Origin of the sequence: Paenarthrobacter sp. NyZ202 (genome assembly GCF_049860755.1) — a bacterium.
GTDB lineage: Bacteria > Actinomycetota > Actinomycetes > Actinomycetales > Micrococcaceae > Arthrobacter.
Window position 1 is genome coordinate 4234625 of sequence record NZ_CP187556.1, and the last position, 15678, is coordinate 4250302.

17 protein-coding genes are annotated in these 15678 nt (G+C 64.0%); 6 read left to right on the forward strand and 11 right to left on the reverse strand.

Translation table 11 applies throughout. The features are described 5' to 3' along the window. Window positions 1–183: 183 nt before the first annotated feature. The gene (locus tag ACPFL9_RS19580; RefSeq protein ID WP_426004674.1) at window positions 184–792 is read right to left on the reverse strand and encodes a TetR/AcrR family transcriptional regulator; all 609 of its coding nucleotides are present in this window, start codon (window positions 790–792) and stop codon (window positions 184–186) included. A gap of 84 nt (window positions 793–876) precedes the next feature. Here ACPFL9_RS19580 and ACPFL9_RS19585 point away from each other — a divergent pair, with 84 nt between their 5' ends. Both ACPFL9_RS19585 and ACPFL9_RS19590 read left to right on the forward strand, forming a co-directional pair. Continuing rightward, entirely contained in the window at window positions 877–1440 is a 564-nt protein-coding gene (locus ACPFL9_RS19585) for an NAD(P)H-dependent oxidoreductase (protein ID WP_426004675.1), read from the forward strand. Window positions 1441–1619: 179 nt separating this feature from the next. Further along, on the forward strand, window positions 1620–2522 hold the full coding sequence (locus ACPFL9_RS19590; protein ID WP_426004677.1) for a GerMN domain-containing protein: 903 nt from the start codon (window positions 1620–1622) through the stop codon (window positions 2520–2522). Between the two features lie 17 nt (window positions 2523–2539). On the opposite strand, the gene ACPFL9_RS19595 is transcribed toward ACPFL9_RS19590, so the two are convergent. The 3 genes from ACPFL9_RS19595 to ACPFL9_RS19605 form a co-directional block, all read right to left on the reverse strand. Further along, the gene (locus tag ACPFL9_RS19595; protein ID WP_426004678.1) at window positions 2540–3079 is read right to left on the reverse strand and encodes a hypothetical protein; all 540 of its coding nucleotides are present in this window, start codon (window positions 3077–3079) and stop codon (window positions 2540–2542) included. Then, window positions 3060–4151, reverse strand: coding sequence for a hypothetical protein (locus ACPFL9_RS19600; RefSeq protein WP_426004680.1), 1092 nt, complete (start codon window positions 4149–4151; stop codon window positions 3060–3062). Before ACPFL9_RS19600 ends, ACPFL9_RS19595 begins: the two co-directional genes overlap by 20 nt. 145 nt (window positions 4152–4296) lie before the next feature. After that, window positions 4297–5145, reverse strand: coding sequence for an isocitrate lyase/PEP mutase family protein (locus ACPFL9_RS19605; protein WP_426004681.1), 849 nt, complete (start codon window positions 5143–5145; stop codon window positions 4297–4299). Between the two features lie 96 nt (window positions 5146–5241). Here ACPFL9_RS19605 and ACPFL9_RS19610 point away from each other — a divergent pair, with 96 nt between their 5' ends. The 3 genes from ACPFL9_RS19610 (at window position 5242) to ACPFL9_RS19620 (ending at window position 7460) form a co-directional block, all read left to right on the forward strand. Then, window positions 5242–6549 carry a PLP-dependent aminotransferase family protein gene (locus ACPFL9_RS19610; RefSeq protein ID WP_426004683.1) on the forward strand — a complete coding sequence of 436 codons (1308 nt, stop codon included), beginning with the start codon at window positions 5242–5244 and terminating at the stop codon, window positions 6547–6549. Next, the gene (locus ACPFL9_RS19615) at window positions 6546–6974 is read left to right on the forward strand and encodes a universal stress protein (protein ID WP_426004684.1); all 429 of its coding nucleotides are present in this window, start codon (window positions 6546–6548) and stop codon (window positions 6972–6974) included. Before ACPFL9_RS19610 ends, ACPFL9_RS19615 begins: the two co-directional genes overlap by 4 nt. Before the next feature lie 147 nt (window positions 6975–7121). Next, window positions 7122–7460: a hypothetical protein gene (locus tag ACPFL9_RS19620; RefSeq protein ID WP_426004685.1), complete on the forward strand. Its 339-nt coding sequence runs from the start codon at window positions 7122–7124 to the stop codon at window positions 7458–7460. 43 nt (window positions 7461–7503) lie between these two features. Here ACPFL9_RS19620 and ACPFL9_RS19625 read toward each other — a convergent pair whose 3' ends face one another. The 5 genes from ACPFL9_RS19625 to ACPFL9_RS19645 form a co-directional block, all read right to left on the reverse strand. Continuing rightward, the gene (locus ACPFL9_RS19625) at window positions 7504–8118 is read right to left on the reverse strand and encodes a phosphatase PAP2 family protein (RefSeq protein ID WP_426007617.1); all 615 of its coding nucleotides are present in this window, start codon (window positions 8116–8118) and stop codon (window positions 7504–7506) included. A 22-nt stretch (window positions 8119–8140) separates the two neighbouring features. Continuing rightward, window positions 8141–9820, reverse strand: coding sequence for a 2-oxo acid dehydrogenase subunit E2 (locus tag ACPFL9_RS19630; RefSeq protein WP_426004686.1), 1680 nt, complete (start codon window positions 9818–9820; stop codon window positions 8141–8143). A 52-nt stretch (window positions 9821–9872) separates the two neighbouring features. After that, on the reverse strand, window positions 9873–10853 hold the full coding sequence (locus ACPFL9_RS19635) for an alpha-ketoacid dehydrogenase subunit beta (RefSeq protein WP_426004687.1): 981 nt from the start codon (window positions 10851–10853) through the stop codon (window positions 9873–9875). Further along, window positions 10853–12040: a pyruvate dehydrogenase (acetyl-transferring) E1 component subunit alpha gene (gene pdhA / locus ACPFL9_RS19640; protein WP_426004689.1), complete on the reverse strand. Its 1188-nt coding sequence runs from the start codon at window positions 12038–12040 to the stop codon at window positions 10853–10855. The genes ACPFL9_RS19635 and pdhA overlap by 1 nt, the downstream gene beginning before the upstream one ends. A gap of 150 nt (window positions 12041–12190) precedes the next feature. Next, on the reverse strand, window positions 12191–13309 hold the full coding sequence (locus ACPFL9_RS19645; RefSeq protein ID WP_426004690.1) for a histidinol-phosphate transaminase: 1119 nt from the start codon (window positions 13307–13309) through the stop codon (window positions 12191–12193). Window positions 13310–13381: 72 nt separating this feature from the next. Here ACPFL9_RS19645 and ACPFL9_RS19650 point away from each other — a divergent pair, with 72 nt between their 5' ends. Next, on the forward strand, window positions 13382–13810 hold the full coding sequence (locus ACPFL9_RS19650; RefSeq protein ID WP_426004692.1) for a phage holin family protein: 429 nt from the start codon (window positions 13382–13384) through the stop codon (window positions 13808–13810). 140 nt (window positions 13811–13950) lie between these two features. Here ACPFL9_RS19650 and ACPFL9_RS19655 read toward each other — a convergent pair whose 3' ends face one another. Both ACPFL9_RS19655 and ACPFL9_RS19660 read right to left on the reverse strand, forming a co-directional pair. Continuing rightward, a complete protein-coding gene (locus tag ACPFL9_RS19655) occupies window positions 13951–15291 on the reverse strand; it encodes a hypothetical protein (protein ID WP_426004694.1) in 1341 nt (446 codons plus the stop codon). Continuing rightward, the gene (locus tag ACPFL9_RS19660) at window positions 15284–15601 is read right to left on the reverse strand and encodes a hypothetical protein (protein ID WP_426004696.1); all 318 of its coding nucleotides are present in this window, start codon (window positions 15599–15601) and stop codon (window positions 15284–15286) included. Before ACPFL9_RS19660 ends, ACPFL9_RS19655 begins: the two co-directional genes overlap by 8 nt. Window positions 15602–15678 lie beyond the last annotated feature (77 nt).

The following is a 15678-nucleotide window of genomic DNA, read 5'->3' on the forward strand; positions in this document are numbered from 1 at the left end:
GATCACCGGCCTGGTATGGCATGGGTCACATTCAAGAGGAAACTACCACAATAACTGCTTCACGTTTTGCTTCAACGAGTCCAGTTTCACGCCTGCAGCCAGATTGTTATGTGCAGACTGCGTCATATTTACGACGTCGGAGCTACTTAGGCGCGCAGGTCACCGCCGCAACAACCGGGCAAGCTAGCGGACGCTGCCCAACAGCCTGCTGACGAGGTCGCGCCAGGAATCAGTAAGCCGCGTGGGTGAGACGCCGTGCACCCGGACGTCGTTCACGATCCGTTCGGGGTCCAGTGCGGAAATCAGCGTCATCGCCATCACCCAAGGATCCGCGATGCCGGCTTCGCGCAGCAGGACCTCGATATGTCGATGCGCCAGAAGCGTGGCCGGCACCTCAAAACGGTTCCGCGTAGAAGCGCCCGCCGCCTTCCACAGGTCGCCGTACTCCAGGACGAAGTAGATCCGGCCTTCCCCGAAGGCCACCAACCGGTCCGCCGGAGGCGCACCGGGGCCCAGGGGCGGCGGCCCAAACATGAAGCCACGCTGGAACTCGGATTCGGAGTCGCTCAGCAGTGTCATCATCAGCCCCGCACGGCTGCCGAAACGCCGGAACACGGTCCCCTTGCCCACCTTGGCCTTGCAGGCCAGCGCATCCATGGTGAGTGCTTCTGCGCCGAACTCCTCCACCAGCTCCCGGGCAGCACATAGCAGCCGCTCACGGTTCCGGGCAGCATCACTGCGCTCGTGCGGCGGCCCGAAGGGCACTTCCGGCTGGAGTGGGATCGAGCTCACAAGAAATATTCTAGACCCGGGAATAGAAAGCGGACCGCAGTCCGTTTAGTATCGGTGAAGGCCCCAACTTCCAAAGGAGACATCATGTCCAGCAGCACCGTCCTCACCCTCGTCGGCAGCCTCCGCGCCGATTCCCACAACAAGAAGCTGGCTGAAGCCATCCAGCTCAACGCCCCTGAAGGCGTCGAAGTCCAGATCCACGAGTCCCTGGGCAACATCCCGTTCTACAACGAGGACATCGACGTGGAGGGCCAGATCCCCGCCGAGGCCGCAGCCCTCCGCGACGCCGCTTCCAAGGCAGACACCATCCTCCTGGTCACCCCCGAGCACAACGGCACCGTGCCCGCCTCCCTGAAGAACGCCATCGACTGGCTGTCCCGCCCCTTCGGCGCCGGCGCCCTGGCAGGCAAGCCGACCGCCGTCGTCGGAACCGCCTTTGGCCAGTACGGCGGAGTCTGGGCGCAGGACGAAGCCCGCAAGGCCGTTGGCATTGCCGGCGCCAAGGTCCTGGAGGACGTCAAGCTGGCCGTTCCCGGTTCCATGGTCCGCTTCGCTGAACTGCACCCGAAGGACGACGCAGAGGTCGTTGAGCAGATCAAGGGCATCTTCGAGCCCCTGACGGCCGTTCAGGAAGAAGCCGCAGCCTAGCCGTTGCACCCCCAGCGCCCCCGTTCTGCTTGCTTGCCCCTTGCGGATCGGGGGCGCTGCCGTGTCCGCTCGCGGCGTGACCAAGTCTTGTCCTAACCGTCACCGAAGCGGCATGTTCCTGCCGCCGGCATCGGCCTAACGTTGAACTACGGGTGGACGGACAGGAGCGTGGGGCTGTCATGCGTGCCGGGCGGGGATCGGAAAGTACGACGGCGATCGCGGCTGCCTGCCTCATGGTGGCTTTGTGGGTGGCTGGCTGCACGGCCCCCGAAGGTTCGATGAGCCCGGCCGCTTCCGGCACTCCGGCCTCCGCAGCAGTGGCTACGCCACCCGGCGCGTCGGGCGCAGCCCCATCCAGCGACACTTCCGTTGATGACGGTCCGGTGTTGCCTCCCACTGCTGCCGGTGGATCTCCCACCACCGCGCCCCCGGCGCCCGGAAGCCCGTCCACTGATACACCTGCGACGGGTTCAGGCTCTTCAGGTTCTGCCGGATCATCCGGTTCCGCGGGTTCGTCCGAACCCACAAGTCCGCCCGGGTCGGCCAGCCCGCCCGGGGCGGCCAGCCCGCCGGCGCCAGGTACCGGCGTCGTGCCTTCACCGAAGCCAACCGCCACAGCACTTTCGCCGTCCGATGCTGCAGCAGCCGCCAGGGCTGCGGCCCTGCCACCCGACGCGATCGACCTGGGACCGGCTGTCTACTACGTGGCGGTGGACGACGGCGGCGCCCGGGGCGTCCGGTTCGGTTGCAATGACAGCCTCGTGCCTGTGCGCGGCGCGGCGATCCCCGGCGACCCCCTGACCGTAGCCCTCAGCCGCCTGCTGGACGCCGGCATGCCCGTGGACAGCGATGCCGGACTCTACGACTCCCTGGCCGGATCGTCGCTGCGTTTCCTCTCCGGCTACGTCAGCGGGTCAACGGTAGTGGTCAATCTTGGCGGCTCGCTGCAACCCGGCGGTGTGTGCGACATTCCGCGGATCGAAGCCCAACTGACGCACACCGTGGTGTCGGCGAGCGGCGCGTCCAGGGCAGAGATCTACATCAACGGCCGGACGCTGGCGGATGTGCTTGGTGTGGGGTGAGGTCCGCCTCCCCGTGATCAGGCAGTGGCGATGGCCAGAACACGGCGCAATGCCCAGGCGATACGAAGGACAGCAAAAGCAGACGCGAAAGCCATGACGAAAACCACTGCTTCCGGAATCCACAGGCCGGTGGCGTGGTCACCTTCCAGAACCACGGTGGTGAGGGCGGCAACCAGAAGAAGCCCCAACCCGGGAATGGCGAACAGAAAGACCTCGCCTATCTGCCGGCGATGCGTGGCGGTCAGCCTTTCCAGCGGAAGTTCCTGCTGTCCGGGAGCGGCTTTCTTGCCCAGAACGTTGATCAGCATGGACACGCTCGTGAGGGTCAGGCCCGCAGTAGCACCTGCCAGCGTGGCGAGCGTCTGGAAGAGGGTGCGCCGGGCGTCCGTACCGACGTTCTCCAGCATCAAAGGACGCTGTGCAAGCACCGCCAGGCCCAACCACACCAGGACCAGCAGAAGCGCCCAGACATAGTCCGCTTTGGGATGCAACAGGAACCACCGCCAGAGTGTTCGGCGGCGGCCGCTGCGTTGGATATCAACCTCGTACAAGCTCATGACCCGCACCACCTTGTGTTCCCGCAGAATCAGCTCCGACGGAGACCGGCGTTCCGGGCTGCTCCTCCCGCGCGGCCACCTCCCGCGCCGCCTGTTCCTCCCGCGCCGCCAGCTCCCGGGCAGCGGCCATTCCGCCGGCTACCAGGTCCGGGACGAGCCCCGGTTCCGCCGAGCCCCTGACCTCCGGGAGCGTCCTGGCCAAGAAGGCCTCGTTGTCCTTGGCCTGACGATTGAGGATGGCGATGGCCTGGGCAGTGGACTTGGCGGGATCGTTGAGGACATCGGACTCGACCTCCACGTGCGAGACAAACCGCTCCTTGAGGAGATCAACGATTTCACGGTCTCCATTGACGGAGTCCCTGCCCTCGGCAACCACGTAATCGAAGTGCTCCACGGAGCCGGACCTGCGGAACAGGTCGATCAGCCGCTGGATCCGTTCCCGGATGCGTTGCTTGTCCTCCGTGGTGCCTGAGCGGCCCACACTGAGGGAAAGCCGGAAGGTCCCTTCCGTCATTAGGCGTGATGCGCTGTCGAGGACATCGGCCCACTCACCCTCCATCAGCTTCCCCGTCAGCCGCTCGGCGGGCAGGGCGAACTCGAAGCGGCTCACCTCGAGCCGGGCCAGGATCTCCTCCACATCCTCCCTGACCACCGGAAGCAAGCCGAAGTCCAGTCCCAGCATTCCGTCCAGGTATTCAGCGAGCCGCGGTGGCCTGGGGCCGTTGCCGCTGGTCAGCACCGCCATGACATTGCGCTTCAGGAAGGCGAAGTACGTGGTTTCCAGCAGGTGGTCCCCCGGCGCCAATGGCAAGGGTTTCCGCCTGCCCAGGGCATCACCGACGCTGGGCAGGTTGGAATACCGGACCCGGTCCAGCACAAGCACCGGAGCCGGAGACATGGCTGCAGTCTGGGCCAGCAGGACCGTTCCGTCAGCGCAGGTGAAGTGCCTGTCCGTTCCGGCCTGCCGGGCGTTCGCCAGGACCTCTGCCACACGGCGGGCAGGAAACGGCCGGGTGAGGGGGAAGCCGTTGAGCTGGTCGATGCGCCAGAACTGGACGCTGCGCCTGGCCATACTGCCACCCTTCCTTGCCCTGTTCCGTCGCCTTCCCGCGCCTGCGGGACTCCGGCCTGCGGGCCTTCTGCCTGATTGATCCCAAGCTATCGGCGGGGTCCGACAATAAAGCCAGGTGCCGCCGTCGTACTTTGCGTGGCGGCAGTTACAGCGAGTACTTGGGACCGTGCGCGAACAAGGCGTCCATCTCGTCGTGGCTGCGTGTTCCGGCAAGGCCGGACCAGTTGCCGTCCCCCAGAATCTCGTGGGCCACCTTCGCGACCTTGGCGTAAGCAGCCTTCGCCGTGTTGCCACCGATACTGACCCTGCGGACTCCGGCGTCGTGCAGTTCCAGGGGCGACGGCGCCCCCACTCCCGCCAGGGCGTTCACGGGAGCCTGGATGTGGCTGCACAGCTCGTGGAGGACGTGCAGGTCCACGACGCCGGGGACGAAAATGCCGCTGGCACCAGCGGTGAGGTACGACCCTGCGCGGAGCAGCGTCTCCTCGTAGGCTGTTTCGGGGTAGTGGCCGGAGAGGTATGTGTCCGTCCTGGCATTGATGAAGAGTGGGACGCCGCGTTCGTCGGCCGCGGCCCGGATCAGGGCGATGCGGCGTGATTGTTCGGCCACGTCCGTCAGTGGCTCCTCGGCGGAGTCCTCAATGTTGATTCCCACGGCCCCTGCGTCCAGGACCGCATGGACCGTAGCCCGCAGTTCGTCGTCGGTACGGCCGTAACCGGTCTCGATGTCCGCGGTAACCGGGAGCTTGGTGGCACCGACGATCCGGCCCAACGCAGCCATGGCCAAACCCCAGGGAACATGGTCTCCGTCCCGGAAGCCCAGGCTCCAGGAAACCGCCGAGCTTGAGGTCGCGATCGCCGTCGCCCCCGCCTCCTGGACCACTCGCGCGGAGGCCGCGTCCCAAACATTCACGAGCACCAGCGGCGTGGGCCCCGCGTCGTGGAGCTTGGTGAACAGTTCGGCTTTGGCTGCTAATGCTCTGTGCGGTGTCATAGGTACATTCCAGCCCGTGGCGCAATCGGCGTAAAGTCACCAATGTCTGGAAACAGATGTTGCCTTATTGGCAACCAGCGGGGGTATCCTGTCACTGTGACCCACGAAGCACTGGATGCCGGCACCACGCTGCCCGCTGAAGCCATCGACGCCATCGAACGTGCCGCCACAGCCGCGCACCCGCATGAAGAACTGTTTTCAGCGCGGGCCGCGAACATCAAACAATCCGCGGTACGCGATGTCTTTGACATCTCCATGCAGCCCGGACTCGTGTCCCTTGCCGGCGGAAATCCCTACCTGCAGTCCCTGCCTCTGGAGAAACTGGGACAGACTGCCGCCCGGATCATCTCCGAAGAAGGCATGACCGCGCTTCAGTACGGCGGCGGACAGGGCACCGAGGAGTTGCGCCGGCAGATCTGCCGGATCATGGCCGCCGAAGGCATCAACGACGCGACGCCGGAGAACATCGTGGTCACGGCCGGTTCGCAGTCAGCACAGGATGTCGCCACCAAAGTCTTCTGCAACCCGGGGGACGTCGTCCTGGTGGAAAACCCCACTTACGTGGGTGCCTTGAACACGTTCGAGGCCTACCAGGTGGAGGTGGAGCCAATCGATATGGACGACGACGGTCTGGTACCTGAGGTCCTTGAGGCCAGGATCGCGGCGCTCCAGGCAGCAGGCAAAAGCATCAAGTTCCTTTACACGATCCCCAATTTCAACAACCCGTCAGGCATCACGCTGGCGCAGGAACGCCGTCAGCAGATCGTCGATATATGCCGCACTGCGAATATTCTGGTCCTCGAAGACAATCCCTACGGGCTCTTGAGGTTCGACGGCCATCCCATCGCCCCCATGCGCGCTGCCAACCCTGACGACGTCATCTACCTTGGCTCCTTCTCCAAGATTTTCGCACCGGGCCTGAGGATTGGTTGGGCGCTGGTTCCCGCACATCTGCAGCGCCGGTTCTACCTGGCCTCCGAATCGGTGACGCTGTGTCCGCCGCCACTGAACCAGATGCTCATCTCGGCATACCTCCGCGATTACGACTGGCAAGGCCAGATCGAAACCTACCGCGGACTGTACGCAGAACGGTGCCGGGCGTTGCTGAAGGCCCTCGACGAATACATGCCCGACGGGGTCACCTGGACCCGGCCCGACGGGGGCTTCTTCGTGTGGGTCACCCTTCCGCAGGGGGTGGATACGTACCCGTTGCTGGGCAAAGCCATCGACGACGGCGTGGTCTTCATCCCCGGGGCGGCGTTCACGCCCGCGGACGGCCCGTCCAACAAGCTCAGGCTGGCCTTCAGCGCCGTGCCTCCGGATACGATTGCCGAAGGCGTCCGCCGCCTGGCCCCTGTTTTGGCAGAGGCCATCCAAGCCACCACCAAAGGAGCAGCATCATGACCGACGTCGTGATCGTAGGAGTAGACGGCAGCGAAACGGCACTCAGGGCTGCGAGGGCAGCCCAGCAACTGGCCATCGGACTTGGCGCCACCTTGCGCGTGGTCAGCGCCTTCGACAGCAACCGGACCGAAGTCGTGGAAATCGGCACGGACAAATGGATCGTCTCCGATGCCGCGGAGGCTGAGGCCGTGGCAAAGGCTGTCGCCGAACAACTGACCGACGAGCGCCTGAACGTCACCTTCTCTGCCGCACGCGGAAAGCCCGGTGAGGCGTTGGTCAAGGAAGCGGAGATGCTGGACGCGAAACTCATTGTGGTGGGAAACCGCCGCATGCAGGGTCTGGGCAGGGTCCTTGGCAGCGTCGCCAATACCGTGGCCCATACTGCTCCTTGCGACGTGTACATCGCCAAGACCGATCAGCCGTAAAGCGAGCTGAATCACGCAGCCGGGTGGGGAGACTCACCCGGCTTTTTGCGTCTTCAGAGCAAGTGGAGAAACTGAACCGTTATAAAATTGAGATGCCCCCAACGGCGTGAGCCACCTCCACCCACCTCAACTTCCAGGGGATCTTTCTTGCTTACTCTGCAGCCGCGCCAGCGCGTCGGACACGACATCCTGCTTGCCCGCCACGGCAACAACATCAGCACCATGCGTTTGGATCGCGGCAACGACCGTGTGATCGCATTGCTGGATGACGGCTCCTGGGACAGCGCCCCCAACACGATCTCCCCCAGCCTGGAAATGCCCGAAACCATGGGCAGCATCTTCCGCAAGGACTGGCGTTTCCTCTCCGTAGCCTTGGTGGGCATGCTCACCGTGGCTGCCGTGGCCATGGGCATCAGCGTGGAGATGGCCAACCACATGTCCACGTCGGAACTCCAGGCGCTGCTGGTCAACTACCCGGCCTTCTAGGCGGGCTGGCAGCCGCAGCCTGGCTTTCCAGTAGCCCGCACGATCACACCATCCAGCCGCGCAGCAGCCACCACAGCCCGGCGATGACGCCCCCACCGAACAGCGATCCCGCGATGACCTGCCCCAGGGTATGGGCCCGCAACACCACGCGGGACCAGCCAACGGCCGGGATGAGCAGCAGCACCGGACTCCACGCCGGTCCGAACATCAGGACCACAATGACGGCAGCGGCGGAGATGGCAGACCCGTGGCCGCTCATCTTCCAAAAGGCGCTGACGACTGCCAGGACCGCTATTCCGCCGATCAAGGCAATGATCATGACCGATACACTGGCGGGTCCGTGCAGCCACTGGAGCACGGCCAGTCCGGCCAGAACAGAGACCAGGGACAAGAGGAGCAACGGCGTCCGTTGGCGCCTGTCGCTGACATGGTGGTCAGTAATCCGACCCAGCTTGACCAGCACCAGCACATAACCCAAGGGCAGCACGCAGGTAAAGAAGGCAGCCAACGCCCCGAACCAGGCGGTTCCCGGGAAACCCGGCTCGATGGCGGGGCTGATCAGCAGCAGCAGCGTCACCACCACCGGAGGCTGGAAAACCTCCGTCAGCCCGCGGGCGAAGGTGCGCCACGGCCCGGTGAGAAGCTGTGGTGCGGCCAGGGGCCGGGGTGCCGTCTGCGGATCAATCAAGCAACAGCGCCGGTTCTTCGAGAATCGCGGCGACATCCGCCATGAAGCGGGCTGACAGGTCCCCGTCCACTACCCGGTGGTCAAAGGAGCCGCCCAGCGTGGTGATCCACCGCGGAATGACCTCTCCGTCCAGGACCCAGGGCTTCTGCTTGATGGTGCCAAACGCAATGATGGCCACCTCGCCCGGGTTGATGATCGGCGTCCCGGTATCGATGCCCAGGGCACCGATGTTGGTGATGGTCAGGCTCCCGCCCTGCATCTCCGCCGGCTGGGTTTTGCCGGCCCTGGCCTTGGTAGCCAGCTCATTCAGGGCAAGTGCCAGCTCTTTGAGCGAGAGGTCCTGCGCGTCCTTGATGTTGGGAACCATGAGCCCGCGCGGGGTAGCGGCCGCTATCCCAAGGTTCATGAAGTGCTTGATCTGGATCTCTGCGCCACCCTTGCCGTCCGCGTCCTCTACCCAGGTTGCGTTGACGCTGGGGTTGCGGGCGGCCGCCCAAATCACGGCTTTGGCCAGAATGAGCAGCGGGGAGACCTTGATGCCTTCGAAATCACGGGAGGCCTTGAGGCGCTTGACGAACTCCATGGTGCGGCTGGCATCGACGTCCACGAAGATGCTCACGTGCGGTGCAGTGAACGCCGAATCGACCATGGCTTTGGCCGTCGCCTTCCGCACGCCCTTGACCGGCACACGCTCGATCCGTTGCTCCTGCGGCTTCTTGGAAGCTCCCCAGAAGGTGTCTGCCTTGTCCAGTTCGGCGTCGCGCTGCGCCTGGTAGCTGACCAGGTCCTCGCGGGTCACTTCCCCACGTTCACCGGTAGCCACGACGTCTGCCAGGTCGATTCCCAGGTCCCGGGCAAACTTGCGTACCGGGGGCTTGGCCAGGACCTTGTTGACCAGCCCGCTGATGGTGCCGCTGATGGCAGCGCCCCTGGAGGCGGGGGGAACGGGAGCGGTTACCGTGGCGGCACCTTCCGGGGCCGTCACCCTGGCCGGGGCTGTCCCCGTGGCCGCACCTTCCGGGGCCGTCGCACCGGCGGGGGTCGCAGCGGCCGGGGCCGCAGGACGGACGACGGCGGGAGTTCCGTGCGGTCGGTGAGGCGCCGGCGTCCGGGCTGCTTCGGCTTCGAGGACAGCCTGGTTGTCCTGGACTGTCCCTTCAGCGTTTTCGTCGACATGAACCGGGGCGACCGGCGACGCAACCGGACGTTTGCGCGGGCGGCGCTTCACGGCGTCGGCCTTTGGACCGGAGCCCACCAAGGGTCCGCCGGCGAGGGCATCCCCTGAGTCGGCGGGAAGCTTGCCGTAGGTCGGCGCCGCGGAGTCGTCAGCGGACAAAGTGCCGTGGATCGGCGTGAAGCTTTCCTCGGCGTCGGCAGCTGGCGCCTGCTGGGCCGTGTTGTCCGGGGCGACCGCCGGGGAGTCACCTGGCTGGTTATCGGAGACCGCCACGATGGGCGTGCCCACTTCCACAGTGATGCCTTCTTCAACCAGCAACTCGGTTACCGTGCCCGCAAACGGAGAAGGCAGCTCGACGAGGGACTTGGCCGTCTCAATCTCGCACAGGACATCATTGATCGCGACCGTGTCGCCGGGCTTGACCTTCCAAGCCACGACCTCGGCTTCGGTCAGGCCTTCGCCAACGTCCGGAAGGTTGAATTTCTTTACAGTCACAGTGGTCCTCGGTTTCCGTGCGCCCTGCAGTAGCGGGCTGGATCAGGGCGGGTTAGTAGGCCAGGGAGCGGTCGAGGGCTTCGAGGATCTTGTCGATGTCCGGCAAGTAATCTTCCTCGACCTTCGCCACGGGGTATGGCATATGGAAGCCACCGACGCGGATCACCGGGGCTTCCAGGTGCAGGAAGGCCCTCTCACCGATACGGGCAGCGATCTCGCCGCCGATACCACCGAACGTGGGAGCCTCATGGGCGACGATCAGCCGTCCGGTCTTTTTGACGGAGGCTTCCACGGTGTCGAAGTCCAGCGGCGAAATCGAACGGAGGTCAATGACCTCGATGCTTCGTCCGTCTTCAGCGGCGGCGTTGGCCGCAGCCAGTGCGACGGGAACCAGCGGGCCGTAGGCCACGATGGTTGCATCTGTCCCCTGACGGATCACGTGGGCCTTGAAAGGATCTTCGGAGAGTCCCGCGTTCTCCACATCCACCTCACCCTTGAGCCAGTACCTGCGCTTGGGTTCGAAGAAGATCACCGGGTCCGTGCACTCGACGGCTTTCTGGATCATCCAGTAGGCATCGTGGGCATTGGAAGGCGAAATGATACGGAGGCCGGCCGTGTGGGCGAACAATGCTTCCGGCGACTCCGAGTGGTGCTCCACGGAACCGATGCCGCCGCCGTACGGGATACGGATGACCACGGGTACCGTCAGTTGGCCGTGGCTGCGGGCATGGATCTTGGCGAGCTGTGTGGTGATTTGGTTGAACGACGGGAACACGAATCCGTCGAACTGGATCTCGCAGACGGGCGAGTAGCCCCGCAAGGCCAGGCCAATGGCGGTACCGACAATGCCGGACTCAGCCAGGGGGCTGTCCACCACGCGGTCTTCGCCGAACTCCTTGATGAGGCCGTCAGTAACCCGGTAAACACCTCCAAGGTGGCCGATGTCCTCACCCATGAGCAGCGACTTGGGGTTGTTCTTCAGTGACGCGCGAAGGCCCTCGTTGATGGCCTTGGCTATGGTCATGGTTGCCATCAGTTGGATGCCTCCTCTTCGCCTTCAAATCCTGCGGAATATTCCTCGAACCACGCTAGTTCTTCGGCGATCAGGGGGTGCTGCTCGGCGTAGACATTGGCAAATGCGTCCCGGATGTCCGGCACTTCGAGGCCATGCGTGGTTTCGCGGACGTACTTCGCGAGCTCGTCGCCGTCCACCTTGACCTGCTCGAAGAACGCCTCGTCCGCGAGGCCCTCGGACCGGAGGTACTTCTCAAGGCGATCCAGGGGGTCCTTTGCACGCCATGCGGCTTCCTCGGCCGATTCGCGGTACTTGGTGGGGTCGTCGGCGGTGGTATGCGCCCCGAGCCGGTAAGTGTAAGCCTCGATGAGGACCGGGCCCCGACCCTCGCGGGCATGCTCCAGCGCCCACTCGGTAACGCCGTGGACGGCGATGACATCGTTGCCGTCCACCCGGATTCCGGGGAAACCGTAGCCTTTGGCACGATTGGCCAGCGGCACCTTCGTCTGTACTTCAGTGGGCACAGAGATGGCCCAGTGGTTGTTCTGGCAGAAGAACACCACCGGGGCGTCGTAGGAGGCTGCGAAGACCATGGACTCATGGACATCGCCCTCCGAACTGGCGCCGTCACCGAAGTAGGCGATGACAGCCGCCTTGGGATCGGTGGAGTCCCGGGCCATTTTCTGGTCACGCTGGATCCCCATGGCGTACCCGACCGCGTGGAGTGTCTGGGCCGCAAGCACCAGCGTGTACAGGTGGAAGTTGTTCTGGCGGGGATCCCATCCGCCGTTGGAGATGCCCCGGAACTGGCGCAGCAGTTCCGCGAGGTCCACGTTCCGTACCAACGCGACGCCGTGCTCTCGGTAGGTGGGGAAGATGTAGTCCTGCGCCTGGCTCGCGTGCCCGGAACCAATCTGTGCGGCTTCCTGGCCGGTCAGGGGTACCCAGAGCGCCAGCTCACCCTGCCGCTGCAGGGCAGTGGCTTCCTGGTCGAAGCGACGGATCCGCGCCATGTCAGCGTAGAAGGTCCGCAGCTTCTCAGGGTCGATCCGCTTGGCGTAGTCGGAGAACACGGGGTCGCTGCCCAGCGTCCCGTCGGGGCCGAGCAACTGGACCATCTCCACGGATTCCCCGGACGCAGCTACCGCTGCTGAGGTAGCCGCCAGAGTGTCATAGGCCCCAGGGGGCAGTTGTGTCGAGCCCATTCCGTCTCCTTGCTTGCCGCGGCGGATGCCGTGCAATGTCTGTCGCTGGGATATATGCCCATTCAGGAATGCATTCCTGAATGGGCATATACATTGGCTTTCGGTCCTTACTTTATCCGTAGTAAGTACCGTAGGCGCATTTGTTAACCGCTAGGAACCCGCGGGTGCCTTTGTATAACCCGCACATAACTTGAGGAACCGGGTGTTGGCTTCGACCTCGCCGATGCTGACCCGGACACCCTCATTCCCGAAGGCCCTGACTGACAAGGCCTGTTCCGCCGCGAGGGCCGCGAATTCGCCACTGTTCTCGCCCAGATTCAACCAGACGAAGTTCCCTTGCGCCTCCGGCACGAACCATCCGAGGCCTCGCAGGCCCGCAGTCACACGGTCCCGCTCGTCAACCAGGCTTTGTACCCTTTCGACAACTTGATCGAAATTCTCCAGAGACGTAATTGCGGCGCGTTCCGCGATTTGGGAAACAGCAAAAGGCGTGGCGGTTACCCGAAGGTGCTGGGTGAGCAACGGGCCCGAAACACTGTAGCCGACCCGGAGTCCGGCCAAACCGTGGGCCTTGGAGAAGGTCCTGAGCACCACCACGTTGGGGTATTTGCGGTAAAGCTTGATGCCGTCCACGGCAGCTTGGTCACGAACGAATTCCTGGTAGGCCTCGTCGATCACCACCACGACATTGGGCGGCACCGACTGGATGAAACGTTCTGTTTCCTCTGCAGTGAGGATGGGGCCGGTGGGGTTGTTCGGCGTGCACAGGAGGATGACCTTGGTACGCGCCGTCACTGAAGCGGCCATGGCCTCCAGGTCATGGCGCCCGTCCGGGAGCAGTGGGACCTGCACACTCGCGGCCCCTGCAAGTCCGACGCAGATCGGATAGGCCTCGAAGGAACGCCAGGCATAAATCACCTCGTCCTGCTTGCCGTCGTCATTCTGCCCGGCGAATGTTGCGAGGATTTGGTTAAGCGCGCCCAGGCTTCCGGCACCGGTGACGACATCGTCAGCGGGAACATCCAGGAATTCTGCCAGAGCAGTGCGCAGCTTGGTAGCCAGGGGGTCGGGGTAGCGGTTGACGTCCGACTGGTCGGCGATGGCCTGCAACACTGCAGGAATCGGCGGCAGGGGGTTTTCATTCGACGACAGTTTGTAGCTGGTGAGGCCCTCAATTGCTGCCGGAGGTTTGCCGGCAGCATACTTGGGGAGCCTGTCCACGACCGGCCGAGGGAGTACGCCCTCCGGTGCGTTGTCAGTAGTAGTCATGGGTTCAAGACTACTTGCCCGCATCGGGTTGTTCCCGGGCTGTTTAACAGGTCCATATGACAGCATTGGCCCATGGGTTCATTCATCATTCGCGTCCTCATCAACGGTCTGGCCCTGTGGGTTGCCAGTTGGCTGCTGGATGGACTGGAGATCACAACGTCCGCCACGGAGCAGGTAGCTGCCAATGCCGGCCTGACGGAAAGCGCTGACACCGCAGGCATTGTGCTGGCATACCTCTTCATCGGCTTGATTTTTGGTGTGGTCAACGCTTTCGTCCGCCCATTGGTGAAGTTCCTGTCCCTTCCCGTGACGATTCTGACACTGGGTCTTTTCACGATCGTCATCAATGCCGGAATGCTGTACCTGACGGCATGGTTGAGCAGTTTCACCCCGGTGCATCTGACTATCGACTCGTTCTTCTGGACTGCCATTCTTGCCTCGATCATCATCAGCATCATCAGCTTGGTGGCCGGACTGATCCCGGGTGCCCGCAAACGCTGATAACCTGCTCGCCCGGGGGTAGGGTCCGTGGGTGGAGTGGATGCCGAGCCCGCGCGATATCAACACAGGCAAACTCCCGAGGGCAAGAAAGGAATCCCGCGCCGGGGGAACGACCGCTGCCGAGCAGGGACTCACCTGGTTCATCGTTCACCGATGGCCGGCTTGGAATCCGGCAGGTGCGGATCGCGCAGCGCCGCCCGGGGATCCCGCAATGGTTCCCGCTCCAGCTTGAAGCGGGTCACCTTGGCGGTACCCCCGGATCCGACAGCGGCAGTGAAGGCAGCGCTGGACGCCGCGAGCGATGGGTCGTGGCTGGCAGCGATCAATTCGGCGCCTTCAGCATAGTTTTCAAGGTCATGACCTGGCCCCAACCCCGGGTCCTCCCCCTTGGGTGTCTGCACAGGATTCGTCAGCGTGACCGTCACCCTGTCCTTGGTATCCGCGGGGATACGCCCATCGCTGCCTGGCACCCAGTCCTGGACATGCTCCAGGTGCATGCTGCTGATTCCTTGCCCCGGTGTGATGCCTCCTGTCGGGGCTCCCGCAGTCAGTACATACTTGAGGTCGAACTCGCTGAGGAAGGCCTTGTTCTGGCTGAGGTTCATCGCATGTGCTCCACCCTGGCTATGGCCCACTGCCACCACTGGATCACCGGCTTCAGCCCCTGCCTGCCGCAGGGCCTGGGCAACAGCGGGAACTACCTGCTCGGAGTCGTAACCGAGAGCTTCTCCAATGCCGGCAATATCGAACGGGTTGCTGCTGGGTGAATCGGGCTGCGTGCCTGGAATGAGGACCATCCAGGCTGCAGTTCCATTGTTATCGAACTGAATGACCTCGATTTCGCCGTCACCCCGGGCGTGCAGGGATTGAAGCCGGCGCATGCTCGCAGCCATGGACGGGTCCACCGGCTCCACCGATTCGCCCAAGCTTTCAGCGTGCACTGGGCGCGGTTGGACTCCCTTCATGAACGGCGAACCCACGAGACTCCGCAAGATATCCCCGGCACCCATGCCGGACGGAAGAGCACTTCCTATGACGTTCTCCGTCATGTCCCGGCTCAGGGTCCGGGCCGTCACGGACAGCCCGAACTGTTCCGGGCCGAAATCCCCCAGGGCTGCGTTGCGGGCCTCGGCACGCTCGTAGTCGCGGTGTCCCTGCCTTACACCCTCGGCTACAGCTTCCAGTTCCCTGCGGACGCGGCCGGCTTCCTTTCCGCTTTCGGCTACCGCATTGATAGCGTCACACCCCGTTGCATAAGACTCATAAAGGGACCCGGCCAGTTCGTCCTGGACGCGACGAGCTTCGTCCTCTACGCCTTTGAGTTGCTGGACCAGGTCATCCAGCTGGGCTACGCCACGCAACAGTTCCTCGAACTGGAAGGAAATCCCGCCGAGCCCTCCGCGGATCGTCAAGGAACCATCTGGAAGGGGCGGAGAGGGAAGGGGCGGGGAGCCGGCCCCCACCGGTGCCGAATCAGCCATTACTCACCTTTTGCCCCGAGACAGCTACATTGTGCGAGTGCCGGAGGATCAATCCTGCAGCCGTGTCCAAGGACTCCCGGGTGCGCATCACCGCCGAAGCGTGCAATGCAATGGTGGTCCGGTACGCGCGCCCGGCCGGGGACTGCCAACTTTCCAATTGCGTCCGCCGCAGGGTTGCAAGCACTTGGTCCGTCTGATCCACGCAGCGCTTGATGCGCCAGGCCAGTCGTTGGACTTCGTGGCTGCGGGACGCGCACTCAAGGGGGTCGAAGGTGGGCGGGTTGGCTGCGGGCATCAAGCCGACGCTCATGTCTGTGTACTCCGTGGTTTGTTATTCGGATCGGTGAGTTCGACGGTACGGAGCCGCGGAGCGGGGTGGAAGCGAGC

Coding starts and splice junctions, on each gene's coding strand:
- ACPFL9_RS19585 (WP_426004675.1), top strand. CDS start 877: ATGTCCAGCAGCACCGTCCTCACCCTCGTCGGCAGCCTCCGCGCCGAT.
- ACPFL9_RS19590 (WP_426004677.1), top strand. CDS start 1,620: ATGCGTGCCGGGCGGGGATCGGAAAGTACGACGGCGATCGCGGCTGCC.
- ACPFL9_RS19595 (WP_426004678.1), bottom strand. CDS start 3,079: ATGAGCTTGTACGAGGTTGATATCCAACGCAGCGGCCGCCGCCGAACA.
- ACPFL9_RS19600 (WP_426004680.1), bottom strand. CDS start 4,151: ATGGCCAGGCGCAGCGTCCAGTTCTGGCGCATCGACCAGCTCAACGGC.
- ACPFL9_RS19605 (WP_426004681.1), bottom strand. CDS start 5,145: ATGACACCGCACAGAGCATTAGCAGCCAAAGCCGAACTGTTCACCAAG.
- ACPFL9_RS19615 (WP_426004684.1), top strand. CDS start 6,546: ATGACCGACGTCGTGATCGTAGGAGTAGACGGCAGCGAAACGGCACTC.
- ACPFL9_RS19635 (WP_426004687.1), bottom strand. CDS start 10,853: ATGGCAACCATGACCATAGCCAAGGCCATCAACGAGGGCCTTCGCGCG.
- pdhA (WP_426004689.1), bottom strand. CDS start 12,040: ATGGGCTCGACACAACTGCCCCCTGGGGCCTATGACACTCTGGCGGCT.
- ACPFL9_RS19645 (WP_426004690.1), bottom strand. CDS start 13,309: ATGACTACTACTGACAACGCACCGGAGGGCGTACTCCCTCGGCCGGTC.
- ACPFL9_RS19650 (WP_426004692.1), top strand. CDS start 13,382: ATGGGTTCATTCATCATTCGCGTCCTCATCAACGGTCTGGCCCTGTGG.
- ACPFL9_RS19655 (WP_426004694.1), bottom strand. CDS start 15,291: ATGGCTGATTCGGCACCGGTGGGGGCCGGCTCCCCGCCCCTTCCCTCT.
- ACPFL9_RS19660 (WP_426004696.1), bottom strand. CDS start 15,601: ATGAGCGTCGGCTTGATGCCCGCAGCCAACCCGCCCACCTTCGACCCC.